Source organism: Streptomyces soli, from assembly GCF_003999195.1.
GTDB classification, from domain to species: domain Bacteria; phylum Actinomycetota; class Actinomycetes; order Streptomycetales; family Streptomycetaceae; genus Actinacidiphila; species Actinacidiphila soli.
In genome coordinates this window covers 1-12518 of the sequence record NZ_RJVR01000300.1, presented here as the reverse complement: position 1 = coordinate 12518, position 12518 = coordinate 1, and the positions used below count along the sequence as shown (strand labels likewise).

General features: G+C 71.5%; 9 protein-coding genes, 1 rRNA gene and 1 pseudogene. 6 read left to right on the top strand and 5 right to left on the bottom strand.

Going from position 1 to position 12518, the window contains the following annotated elements; all coding sequences use genetic code 11:
• Positions 1-61: 61 nt before the first annotated feature.
• The 4 genes from EFK10_RS33840 to mtnA form a co-directional block, all read right to left on the bottom strand.
• Positions 62-1888, bottom strand: coding sequence for an LpqB family beta-propeller domain-containing protein (locus EFK10_RS33840; protein ID WP_127359473.1), 1827 nt, complete (start codon positions 1886-1888; stop codon positions 62-64).
• 83 nt (positions 1889-1971) lie between these two features.
• Entirely contained in the window at positions 1972-3978 is a 2007-nt protein-coding gene (gene mtrB / locus EFK10_RS33835) for an MtrAB system histidine kinase MtrB (RefSeq protein WP_127359472.1), read from the bottom strand.
• A gap of 1 nt (position 3979) precedes the next feature.
• Complete coding sequence (gene mtrA / locus EFK10_RS33830) at positions 3980-4669, bottom strand: two-component system response regulator MtrA (RefSeq protein WP_127359471.1); 690 nt, start codon at positions 4667-4669, stop codon at positions 3980-3982.
• Positions 4666-5775 (bottom strand): S-methyl-5-thioribose-1-phosphate isomerase, encoded by a 1110-nt coding sequence (gene mtnA, locus EFK10_RS33825; protein ID WP_127359470.1) that lies wholly within the window; start codon positions 5773-5775, stop codon positions 4666-4668. Before mtnA ends, mtrA begins: the two co-directional genes overlap by 4 nt.
• A 202-nt stretch (positions 5776-5977) precedes the next feature.
• Between mtnA and EFK10_RS33820 the strand changes: the two genes are divergently transcribed.
• The 6 genes and pseudogenes from EFK10_RS33820 to erm form a co-directional block, all read left to right on the top strand.
• A complete protein-coding gene (locus tag EFK10_RS33820; protein WP_127359489.1) occupies positions 5978-7222 on the top strand; it encodes a DUF7544 domain-containing protein in 1245 nt (414 codons plus the stop codon).
• Positions 7223-7227: 5 nt separating this feature from the next.
• Positions 7228-7881 carry a DUF4129 domain-containing protein gene (locus EFK10_RS33815; RefSeq protein ID WP_127359469.1) on the top strand — a complete coding sequence of 218 codons (654 nt, stop codon included), beginning with the start codon at positions 7228-7230 and terminating at the stop codon, positions 7879-7881.
• Entirely contained in the window at positions 7878-9128 is a 1251-nt protein-coding gene (locus EFK10_RS33810; RefSeq protein WP_127359468.1) for a DUF4350 domain-containing protein, read from the top strand. Before EFK10_RS33815 ends, EFK10_RS33810 begins: the two co-directional genes overlap by 4 nt.
• Positions 9125-10090 (top strand): AAA family ATPase, encoded by a 966-nt coding sequence (locus EFK10_RS33805; RefSeq protein ID WP_127359467.1) that lies wholly within the window; start codon positions 9125-9127, stop codon positions 10088-10090. The genes EFK10_RS33810 and EFK10_RS33805 overlap by 4 nt, the downstream gene beginning before the upstream one ends.
• Positions 10091-10105: 15 nt before the next feature.
• Positions 10106-11416, top strand: coding sequence for a DUF58 domain-containing protein (locus tag EFK10_RS33800; protein WP_127359466.1), 1311 nt, complete (start codon positions 10106-10108; stop codon positions 11414-11416).
• Between the two features lie 216 nt (positions 11417-11632).
• Positions 11633-12379: pseudogene (gene erm, locus EFK10_RS33795) on the top strand (23S ribosomal RNA methyltransferase Erm); the annotation flags it as partial.
• A 50-nt stretch (positions 12380-12429) separates the two neighbouring features.
• On the opposite strand, the gene rrf reads toward erm, so the two are convergent.
• A 5S ribosomal RNA gene (gene rrf, locus EFK10_RS33790) occupies positions 12430-12518 on the bottom strand; the annotation flags it as partial.

Below are 12518 nucleotides of genomic sequence, written 5' to 3'. Positions count from 1 at the left end.
TGTGGATAACCCGCCTGTGGATAACTCGAACGCACGCGTCGCAGGCGGCGCGGGCCGCCGCTCAGCCCGGATAGACCGGCGAGCTGCCCTTGGGGCTGACCTGCTTCCAGTTGGCGTCCGTCGGAAGCCGGAAGATCCCGTCGCCCAGCTCCGCGAGCAGCGGCTTGTCCGGACTTTCGGACGCGGCGACCGACGCGACACCGCTGATGCCGGGCAGCGTCGTCGTGTCGGAGGCCGAGCCGTCGACGTCGACGTACTGGATCTGCTCCACGCCGCCCGACTCCTGGCCGACCACCACCAGCCGGCTGACCCCGGCCCAGGATGCGGCCTTGACGTCCTCCAGGTGCGGGGTGACCAGCCGCAGTGCGGTGACCGTGAGCTGCGGGTGTTGCTGCGTGCCGCTTCGCTCGATCCGGCCGAGCCGCAGCATCGTACGGCCGTTCTCCGTCACCAGCATGGCGATCCGTACGCCGTCGGCGGCCACCCGCAGCGACTCGATCCGCCCCTTCCCGAGGTCGGGCACCGCCACCTCGACAGGGCTGTCCGCGCCGTCGGGCAGCATCAGCAGCCGGGGCTTGGCCGGGTTGCGGTCGGCGACCCACAGGCCGCCGTAGCCGTCCCAGCTGGGCGCGCTGAGGCCGTTCTCCTTGCCCTGCCCGGAACTCTTGATCACCGGCTGGCCCAGCCCGGCGTCCGCCGCGAGCCGGGTGACGTACAGCGCGCTGCCGTCGGCCTTCACGCCCGCCGCGTAGGCCTCGTCACGCCGTACGGCGACCGAGCCCAGGTTCACCTGGCCCGCGCCGAGCGGTCCCGCCACCCGTTCCGCCGTGCTCGCGCTGCCGGAGAGGCTGACGAGCCGGTGCTGGGTGTCGATGAAGTACGGCTGCGTGGGCGCCCCGGCCACCTGGTCGGGGGCGTATGCGGCGGCCTGTTGCTGCGACAGGCTGCACGTGGCCGCGCCGTCGGGACCCTGCAGCTCCACCGATGCGACCGGCGAGGTCGCCACGCCCTGCACGGTGTTCATGAGCTGCGCGGCCATCAGCCGGCAGTCCTGGCCGGTGCCGCCGACCGTCTTGCTGAGCTTGACCGTCAGATGCTGCGAGTCGTCGAGGGACAGGTCCTTGACCGTCGTGCCGGGAGGGAAGGCGGAGCCGACCACCGGATCCAGCCAGTCCGTGGGTCCGGACAGCAGCGAACTGACCGTGGACTGCAGCAGGTTTATCTGCGTACGACGCAGGTAGACCGGGTCGGCGACCAGCACGTCACGGCGCGTGCCGGCGGCGACGGCATCCGGTCCCAGCGAGGCGTAGAAGTAGATGTCGACGGAGCGGTAGAGCCGCTGGAAGTCGGCTGCGCTGAGGACCAGCCCGTTGGGCACGTCGTCGATCCGCCACTCGCCGTTCTCCTTGGAGAGGTGGATCTCCTTGCGGTACTGCGTGTCTACGGCCCGGTAGGCGTGCTTGCTGTCCACGGCGGCGACAGCCGTGCCGGCCAGACTGACGGTGGCGTAGTGCTGGCTGGTGTCGGTCCGGTCGGTCCCGCCGGATTCGAGGCTCTGCAGGGGGCCGCCGGACAGGACGGTGATCCGGGCGTTGGGGTTCCAGGTCTTCTTGAGGTCCTTCGCCAGATATTCGCGCGCGGTGTCGTAGTTCACCTCGCTGCTGGTCGTCGCCTCGAGGAAGCCGCTGACGATCTGCGTGGCGCTCTCGCCCTTCTGCGGCTTGACGCCGTAGACCCGCACCTGCGTGTCCGCGTCGTCATGCTGCGCGCCGTCGACCTTGCGCACCTCGCCGCTACTGGGCATGGAGGCGCACCCCGCGAGCAGCGCGAGGCAGCCCAGCAGCACGCCGGCCCTGAACGGGCCACGAATGCCCAGAAGGCCACGCATGCTTCGAAGGTCACGAAGGTCACGAAGGTCACGAAGGTCACGAAGGCCACTTAGGCCCCGAGGGCCGCCCCCCATCGCCCGCATCAGTGCTGGTCCTCCCGCGCCTCGTCGACCGTGCCGCTGCCGGAGGCGGTGTTTGTGCCGGTGCTGCTGTTCCTCGCACCGACCGTGCCGGCCCCGTGCCCGACGACCCGCGCGCCGCTGCCTGGCAGTGCCGCCGGGTCAGCCGCGGGCGGGCGGTGCGGGGCGACCGGCATCGGCGGGATGGACGGGATGGCAGGAGCGATACGGGGGCCGGGCAGCGCCGGTCCGGAGTCGCGCGTGGCCACCGCCCGGGCCACGGTCGCCACCGGTGCGGGCGGCGGCACGGGGGTCCTGAGGACGCGGTTGCGCCGGGAGTCCTCCGGTTCCAGGGCGATCGGCGAGCCGCGCAGGCTCTCGCCGGCCGTACGCGGCAGGGTCAGCCGGAACTGCGAGCCGCCGCCCGGTTCGCCCCAGGCCTGCAGCCAGCCGCCGTGCAACCTCGCGTCCTCGACCGCGATGGACAGGCCGAGGCCGGTGCCGCCGGTGGTGCGGGCGCGGGCCGGGTCGGCACGCCAGAAGCGGTTGAAGACCCGGGTGGCCTCGCCGGGCTTGAGCCCGACCCCGTAGTCCCGTACGGAGACTGCGACCGCGCCGCCCGCCGAGGCCAGCCGTACGACCACGTCGTTGCCCTCGCCGTGCTCGACGGCGTTGACCACGAGATTGCGCAGCACCCGCTCGACCCGCCGGGCGTCCACCTCGGCGATCACCGGCTGCTCGTCGCCGCGCACGACGACCCGGCTGCCCTTGCGCTCGGACAGCGGCTCGGCCGCCTCGACCACCCTGCGTACGACGTCCCGCAGGTCGATCGGCTCGGCGGCCAGCTCGGCCGCGCCCGCGTCGAAGCGGCTGATCTCCAGCAGGTCGGACAGCAGCGACTCGAAGCGGTCCAGCTGGGTCTGCAGCAGCTCGGCGGAGCGGGAGGTCGCCGGGTCGAAGTCCTCGCGGGCGTCGTGGATGACGTCGGCGGCCATACGGACGGTGGTCAGGGGGGTGCGCAGCTCGTGCGAGACGTCGGAGACGAAACGGCGTTGCATCCGCGACAGGTCCTCCAGCTGCTGGATCTTGACCTGGAGGGTCTGCGCCATTTTGTTGAAGGACTCGCCGAGCCGGGCGATGTCGTCCTCGCCGCTGACCTTCATCCGCTCCTGGAGCCGCCCGGCCGCGAGCCGCTCGGAGATCCCGGCGGCCATCCGGACGGGCGTGACCACCTGCCGGACGACCATCCACGCGATGGCGCCGAGCAGCACGACCACGAAGATCCCGGCGGTCGCCAGGGTGCCCTTGACCAGGTTGAGGGTCTTCTCCTCCTGGTCGAAGGGGAAGAGGTAGTACAGCTGGTACGGATGCCCGTTGGGGTCTTCCATCCGCTGGCCGACGGCGAGTGCCGCCTGGCCCTCGCTCTGGTTCTCCCGCAGCAGGGTCGTGTACTCCCACTGCACCTTGGTGCTGCTGTCCAGGGCGGCGCGCAGCTGCGTCGGCACGCTGTCCTCGGGCAGGACCGAGCCTGAGGCGCGCGGGCCGCGGGTGCCCGCGCTGTCGCCGCCGTCACTGGTGGGCTGAGCGTCGGAACTGAGCGCGACGACCGAGTACGCGCCCTGGCCGCCGCTGGCGAGCTGTTCGACCAGGGCAGTCAGCCAGGCGCCGGCGTCGGTCTGGCCGCGGGTGGCCGTGCTGGTGCCGGAGGAGTCGGAGGTGTTGCCCGCCTTCTCCTTCGCCACGCCGAACCCGCCGATGGCCTGGCTCTGGGCGGCCTGCCGCTTGGCGTCGAGCAGCCCGTTCTTGACCTGGCCGATGACGACCACGCCCAGCAGCAGCACCACACCCAGCGACATCAGCAAGGTGGTGGCCACCACCCGGAGCTGGATGTTGCGCCGCCACAGCCGCAGCGCGGGCTCCAGCGGGCGGCGCCCCCAGCGCACGCACGAGCGGAGCACCGGAGGCAGCCCACGCCACGGACTCCCGCCGCGGAAGCCCTCCAGTCGCTCGCGCCCGTACGGCACCGCCATGTCAGCCCGGACCCGCCTTGTAGCCCACGCCACGGACCGTCACCACGATCTCGGGACGCTCGGGGTCCTTCTCGACCTTGGAGCGGAGCCGCTGGACGTGCACGTTGACCAGGCGGGTGTCGGCGGCGTGCCGATAGCCCCACACCTGCTCCAGCAGCACCTCACGGGTGAAGACCTGCCACGGCTTGCGGGCCAGCGCCACCAGTAGGTCGAACTCCAGCGGGGTCAGCGCGATCGGCTGCCCCTCGCGCTTGACCGAGTGGCCAGCGACGTCGATGACCAGGTCGCCGATGGCGAGCTGCTCGGGTGTCGGTTCCTCGGCACGGCGCAGCCGGGCACGTACCCGGGCCACCAGCTCCTTCGGCTTGAACGGCTTGATGACATAGTCATCAGCCCCGGATTCCAGGCCCACCACGACATCGACCGTGTCGCTCTTGGCGGTGAGCATGACGATGGGTACCCCTGACTCGGCCCGGATCTGGCGGCATACGTCGATGCCGTCGCGTCCGGGGAGCATGAGGTCGAGGAGAACCAGATCGGGCTTGGTCTCCCGGAAAGCGGCAAGCGCCTTGTCACCGTCGGCCACGAACGACGGCTCAAAACCTTCGCCGCGCAGCACGATGCCAAGCATCTCTGCCAGTGCGGTGTCGTCGTCGACGACCAGGACACGTCCCTTCATACGCACCATCATCCCATTACCTGATCGTGACCTGGAGCACGAGGTGAACACAAAGCGGCGAGATCACCGGGCGTAACCGGCGAAACCACGCCGTTTTCGGTAACAATCGCCGTTATCAAACCCGCAGGTGTGATGTCGAACGCAGGGTTGTACGCCTGGGTGCCAAGCGGTGCCACCGGGTTTCCGGCCGATTCCGTCACCTCGTGACCGGAGCGCTGCTCCACCTCGATCGAGACCCCGTCGGGGGTCCCCAGGTCAACGGTGGTGGTCGGCGCGACCACGATGAAGGGCACATTGTGATACCGGGCGAGCACAGCCAGTGGATAGCTGCCGACCTTGTTGGCGACGGAGCCGTCGGCGGCTATGCGGTCCGCGCCGATGAGGACCGCGTGGACCTCGCCTGCGGCGAAGAGCGAGCCCGCCGCGTTGTCGGTGAGGAGCGTGTACGCCATGCCGGTGCGGGCGGCCTCGTAGGCGGTGAGGCGGGCGCCCTGGAGCAGCGGGCGGGTCTCGTCCACCCACAGCCGGCGCAGCTCGCCCGCGCGGTGGGCGGCGAGCGCCACGGCCAGGGCAGTGCCCTCGCCGCCGGAGACCAGGGCGCCGGTGTTGCAGTGCGTGAGGACCTGGTAGCCGCCGCCGGGCAGCAGCTCCGTCAGCAGCTCCAGCCCCCGCCGGGCCATCGCGGCGCTCGCCTCGGCGTCCTCCGCGTGCAGCGCCCGCGCCTCGGCGAGGGCGGCCGCCGCGGCCCGCTCGGTGTCGGCGCCGTCGGTGAGGGCCGCATGATAAGCGTCGGCGGCCCGCCGCACCCCGTAAGCCAGGTTGACCGCGGTCGGCCGGGCGTACGCCAGCGTCTCGGCGGCGTCGTCCACGTCATAACCGCGTACGGCCGCCAGCGCGACCCCGTACGCCCCCGCTATACCGAGCAGCGGAGCCCCGCGCACCGCCAGCGTGCGGATCGCCTCCACCAGCGCCGGCACATCGGTGCAGACCAGCTCCACCTCCTCGGCCGGCAGCCGGGTCTGGTCGAGGAGCACGAGCACGGGACCTTCCGGAGGTTCCTCCCAACGCAGCGCCGGCGTTGGATCATTGGCCAGAGTTTCCACGAACTGATCACCCATCTGCTCAGTCTGCCGCGACAGCACTCGCATTTACAGCGTTCTCACCCCGCCACCGGGCCGTCCCGGCGCGGCACCACGAGGCGGACCCTGCCCTGCGCCACATGCAGTACGCATCCCCAGGTACGGCACGGCACACCCCATGGCACGATGGCCACCGTCCCACCGTTAAAGGACCGGGAAGCGCAGTAACGAAGGAGCGATGATGAACGACTCTCCGGGCTGGGCCTCGCCCGGATCCCCCTCCGGCGAACCGGACCGTGAGAACGGCCCCGGCACGCCCCAGGATTCTGCGCCCTCGAAGTGGTCCAAGCAGCAGCCCCCGGCCGGACAGTGGTCCGCCCCCGGCCAAACCGGCTCGGGCCCCGCCGCCCCGCCACCCCCGCCTCCGCCCGCAGGCACCGGCTGGGGCCAACCGCAGGGCTGGCAGCAGCCGAACTGGGGCCGGCCGCCGTCCCCCAAGCCCGGCGTGATCCCGCTGCGCCCGCTGGGCGTCGGCGAGATCCTGGACGGCGCGGTCTCCACCATGCGCGCCCACTGGCGCACCGTGCTCGGTGTCTCCCTCGTCGTCGCTCTGGTCACCGAGACCGCCTCGATCCTCCTGCAGGGCTTCGTCCTCGCCGACAACTCGAGCCTGAGCGCCCTGGACAACAACCCCAACCCCAGCGCCAACGACATCGCCAGCGCCCTGAGCGGTGCCGTCGCCGGCAGCGCCCTCACGCTGCTCATCACCCTGCTGGGCGTCGTGATCGCGACGGCGATGCTCACCATGGTGATCAGCCGCGCCGTGCTGGGCCGCCCGGTGACCACCCGCGAGGCCTGGACCGACGCCCGACCCCAGCTGCTGCGGCTGCTCGGCCTGACCACCCTGCTCATGGTCATCGCCGTCGGCATCCTGGCCGTGGGCATCCTCCCGGGCATCCTGGTCGCCGTCGCCGGCTCCACCGGGGCCGGAATCGCCCTCGGGTTCCTGGGTGCCATCGCGTCCTTCGTCGTCATCGCGTGGCTGCTGGTCCGCTACACCCTGTCCTCCCCGGCGCTGATGCTGGAGAAGCAGGGCGTCTTCAAGGCCATGGCCCGCTCCGCCAAGCTCGTGCGCGGCTCGTGGTGGCGGATGTTCGGCATCCAACTGCTCTCCGCCTTCCTGGTCTACATGGTGTCGTCGGTCGTCCAGATTCCCTTCGTCCTCGTCGCCGGCGTGACCGGCAGCGGCGGCCTGTCCTCCCTCGTCTCCGGAGACTCCGGCTACAGCTGGGCCTCGCTCATCATCATCGGCATCGGGGCCGTGATCGGTTCGACCATCACCTTCCCGATCAGCGCCGGCGTCACCGCCCTCCTCTACATGGACCAGCGCATCCGCCGCGAAGCCCTGGACATCGAACTCGCCCGCGCCGCAGGCGTCCCCGGCTACGGAGAGACCCCTGCCGACAGCACCGCCAACGGGGGCTGACGCCGGTGACGGGGGACGTACCGGTCACCGTCCCGAGCGGTCCCGCCCGGGAGGCCGCGCGGCACGAGCTGTCCAAGCCGATCTACCACCAGAACGACCCGAGCCTGTTCCATCGCGCCCTGAACTGGATCTGGCAGAAGATCGACGACCTCTTCTCCGCCGCCTCCGGGGTCACCCCCGGAGGCGGCGTCGGCCTCGTGGTCGTCATCGCTCTGGTCATCGGGCTGCTGGTCGCCCTGCGGCTGCGCCTCGGCAAGCTCCGTACAGCCACGCTGCCCTCCGCGGGGCTCTTCGCCGACGCCCCGCGCACCGCCGCCGAACACCGCTCCGCCGCCGAGCACTTCGCCCGCCTGGGCCAGTGGACTCCGGCCGTCCAGGAACGTCTGCGCGCCATCGTGCGCTCCCTGGAGGAACGCACCGTGCTCGATCCCCGCCCCGGCCGCACCGCCGACGAGGCCGCCGCCGAGGCCGGCCAACTGCTCCCCGCCCACGCCGCCCCGCTGCGCGACGCCGCCCGCACCTTCGACGACGTGACCTACGGCGGCCGCGCCGCCACCCAACAGGCCTACGCCGCCCTGCGCGACCTCGACGCCGAACTGGAGCGCAGCAAACCGCGGTTCGCCGAAGCCGCCCCCGCGCCCGGGGGCGCCCGCGCATGACCACCACCTCCCCTCCCGAGACCAACACACCTGCCGAGCCAGCCGGCGGTCCGACACCACCGACCGCGAACTCGCCCACCGCCCGCCAGCTGTGGACCCGTTCCCGCGCCCTGTTGGCGGCCCTGCTCGCCCTCCTCGTTTTCGGCGCCATCTACGCCTACGCCGTCATGCAGTCCGACCAGAACCACAACGCCCTCGACCCGGCCTCCCCCGACCCCTGGGGCAGCCGCGCCGTCGCCCAGCTCCTCGCCGGCCAGGGCGTCACCACCAAGGTCGTGACCACCACCGACCAGGCCGCCGCCGCGGCCGGCCCCGACACCACCCTCCTCGTCGCCGTACCCGATCTGTTGACCGGCCATCAGCAATCCGCCCTCCACAAGGCCACCGAGCGCTCCGGCGGCCGTACCGTGCTCCTCTCACCCACCCCCGCCTCCATCGGCACCCTCGCTCCGGGGGTCGACGCGCTCAACACCGCCTCCGTACGCGTCCGCAGCCCCGGCTGCGGTCTGCCTGCCGCCCGCCGAGCCGGCAACGCCACCACCGGAGGCATCGCCTACACGGTCTCCGCCGCGAACGCCGACTCCTGCTACCTCAGCGGCACCCACCCCACCCTGGTGCGCCTCCCGGCCGGCAACGGCGGCGACACCGTCGTCCTCGGCGCCTACGACCCGCTCCAGAACGAGTACCTCGACCAGCAGGGCAACGCCTCCCTCGCGCTCCAACTCCTCGGCGCCCACCCGAAGCTCGTCTGGTACCTCCCCTCCCTGAACGACACCACCGCCCTCGACGGCGGGCAGCAGAGCTTCCTCGACCTCGTCCCCAGCGGCTGGGACTGGGCACTCCTCCAACTCTTCGTCGCTGCTCTGATCGCCGCCCTCTGGCGGGCCCGCCGCCTCGGCCCCGTCGTCGCCGAACGCCTGCCCGTCGCCGTACGCGCCGCCGAGGCCACCGAAGGCCGCGCCCGCCTCTACCGCAGGGCCCGCGCCCGCGGCCGAGCCGCCGAAGCACTTCGCGCCGCCACCCGGCGCCGGCTCGCCCCGCTCGTCGGGATCCCGCCCTCGCAGGCCGACGAACCCGACGCCCTGGCACCCGCCGTCAGCGCACTCATGCCCGACCCGACGATCGACGTCCGGACCCTCCTCCACGGTCCGCCGCCGTCCGACGACGCCGCCCTGCTGCGACTCGCGGACGACCTCGACGCCCTTGAACGCTCCATCCTTGCCAAAGAGAGGTACGCCAACCCGTGAGCGCCCCGACCGCCGACAGCGCCCGCGCCTCCCTGGAGGCCCTGCGCACAGAAATCGCCAAGGCCGTCGTCGGCCAGGACCCGGCCGTCACCGGACTGGTGGTGGCCCTGCTCTGCCGAGGACACGTCCTCCTCGAAGGCGTCCCCGGAGTGGCCAAGACCCTCCTCGTCCGCGCACTGGCCGCCTCCCTCCAACTGGAGACCAAGCGCGTCCAGTTCACCCCCGACCTGATGCCCGGCGACATCACCGGCTCGCTGGTCTACGACGCCCGCACCGCCGAGTTCTCCTTCCAGCCCGGCCCCGTCTTCACCAACCTCCTCCTCGCCGACGAGATCAACCGCACCCCGCCCAAAACCCAGGCCTCCCTGCTCGAAGCGATGGAAGAACGCCAGGTCTCGGTCGACGGCACCCCCCGTCCACTGCCCGACCCCTTCCTCGTCGCCGCCACCCAGAACCCCGTCGAGTACGAGGGCACCTACCCGCTGCCCGAGGCCCAGCTCGACCGCTTCCTACTTAAGCTGATCCTCCCGCTGCCCTCCCGCGACACCGAGATCGACGTCCTCACCCGCCACGCCGAGGGCTTCAACCCGCGCGACCTGCACTCCGCAGGCCTGCGCCCCGTCGCCGGCCCCGCCGAGCTGGAATCCGCGCGTGCCGCCGTCGCCAAGACCTCCGTCTCGTCCGACATCACCGGCTACATCGTCGATATCTGCCGAGCCACCCGTGAATCCCCCTCCCTCAGCCTCGGTGTCTCCCCCCGTGGAGCCACCGCCCTGCTCGCCACCTCCCGCGCCTGGGCCTGGCTCACCGGCCGCGACTACGTCATCCCCGACGACGTCAAAGCCCTCGCCCTGCCCACACTCCGGCACCGCGTCCAGCTGCGGCCCGAGGCGGAGATGGAAGGCGTGACGACGGACTCCGTCATCACCTCGGTCCTGTCCCGCGTCCCCGTCCCCCGCTGACCCGGCATCCGACCCATGGCCCTCACCGGACGCACCGCCCTACTCGCCGCGATCGGCGCCCTCGTCGTCGGACTGCTGCTCCCCGGATGGAGCGGCATCCTCGCCGTCGAGGGAATCCTGCTATTCGGAATTCTGTACGACCTCGCGCTCGCCGCGCCAGTACGAAAGCTCCTTATCACCCGAACTGGGGACACCTCGGTGCGCCAGGGTGACGCGGTCGAAGTCCACCTCACCATCACCAACCCCGCCAACCGCTTGCTCCGCGCCCGCCTGCGCGACGCCTGGCCCCCCAGCAGCTGGCAACCCGGCACCGAAGTGGCCGCCTCCCGGCACCGGCTCACGATCCCGGCCGGCGAACGCCGCCGCGTCACGACCCGCCTGCACCCCACCCGCCGTGGCGACCGCACAGCCGACCGCATCACGGTCCGGTCCCTCGGCCCCCTCGGCCTGGCCGGCCGCCAGGGCTCACACCGAGTCCCCTGGACCGTACGCGTCCTGCCGCCCTTCACCAGCCGCAAGCACCTCCCCTCCCGGCTGGCACGGCTCCGCGAACTCGACGGCCGCACCTCACTCCTGGTCCGCGGTCAGGGCACCGAGTTCGACTCCCTCAGGGAGTACATCCCCGGCGACGACACCCGCTCCATCGACTGGCGCGCCACCGCCCGCCGAGGCTCCGTCGCCGTACGAACCTGGCGCCCCGAACGCGACCGCCACATCCTCATCGTCCTCGACACCGGCCGCACCTCCGCCGGACGCGTCGGCGACGCCCCGCGCCTCGACGCCGCCATGGACGCTGCCCTCCTGCTCGCCGTCCTCGCCGCCCGCGCCGGCGACCGCGTCGACCTGCTCGCGTACGACCGCCGCATCCGCGCCTCGGTCCAGGGCCACCATGCGAAAGACATCCTCTCCGCCCTCGTCAACGCCATGGCCCCCCTCGAACCCGAGCTCATCGAGTCCGACGCCCCCGGCCTCGTCGCCACCGTCCTCCAGCGCGCGCCGCACCGCTCCCTCGTCGTACTCCTCACCGGCCTCGACGCCGCCCCCATCGAGGAAGGCCTCCTCCCGGTCCTCCCCCAGCTCTCCCGCCGGCACGAAGTCCTCATCGCCTCCGTCGCCGACCCCCGCATCCAGGAACTCGCGGAAGGCCGCGGCACCGTCGACGCCGTCTACGCCGCCGCTGCCGCCGAACAGGCCCGCAACGAACGCCTCCGCACCGCCCAGCGCCTCTCCCGCCACGGCGTCACCGTCATCGACGCCCATCCGGCCGACATCGCCCCCGCCCTGGCCGACGCCTACCTGGCCCTCAAAGCCGCCGGGCGCCTCTGAAAACCGATTGCCGGGGCAGCGGTGGGGGCACCTATCTTCACGCCCATGTCCATCTTTGGCATCACCAAGGCGTTCATCGCCGTGAGGCGTCCCCGCACGGGCCCGGCCCGGGCCCACTGAGAACACACCCTCACCCTCCTTGGCGCGCCCCGGGACTCCGAGACCCATACATCTCGGACCGAAGGGGCACCCTTCCCATGGCGAAACCGCCCTCGCCGTGAGCTCTCCCGGAACTTCCTCGTCGACACCGACGCTGTCCGGCGCATCGTTGAATCAGCGCGTCTCTCCCCCCACGACCTCGTCCTCCAACCAGGCGCGGGCACCGGAGCGATGACGCTGACGCTCGCCCGTCACTGCCGAAAGGTCATCGCCTACGAAATCGATCCCTTCCACGCCGCAAAGCTCACCACCCGCACCCGTCACCACAGCACCATCGACGTCCTCCGCCAGGACTTCCTCCACGCACGGACCCCACACGAGCCCCTCGCCGTGGTCGGCAACATCCCCTACTCCGTCACCTCCCCCATCGTGGATTGCTGTCTCCGCTCCCCACACCTCACCAGCGCCACGCTCCTCACCCAGCGCGAATTCGCCCGCAAGCGCGCTGGCGCGTACGGCCGTTGGACGCTGCTCACCATTCGCACCTGGCCGACCTTCACCTGGCAGCTCGCTGGCTCCGTGCACCGTCGAAGCTTCCGCCCCGTGCCCAGCGTCGACTCCGCCGTCCTCCGGCTGGTCTGGCGCAGCACACCTCTGGTCGCGCCGGGGGACATGGCCGCGTATGACAGGCTGGTCAGGCTGGGCTTCAGCGGCATCGGGGGTTCTTTGTACGCCTCGCTACGGTCCGCGGGCGCGGCGGTGCAAGTGAAAAAGGCGTTCGCAGAGGCCGGCATTGCCCGCGACCTCGCCGTGGGATTCGTCCGCCCTGACCAATGGCTGACGCTGTTCCGCGAATTGCACTAGAACGCAAAGAAGCCCCCAGACTGAGCCTGGGGGCTTCTCTTTCAAAATTTGTTCGGCGGCGTCCTACTCTCCCACAGGGTCCCCCCTGCAGTACCATCGGCGCTGAAAGGCTTAGCTTCCGGGTTCGGAATGTAACCGG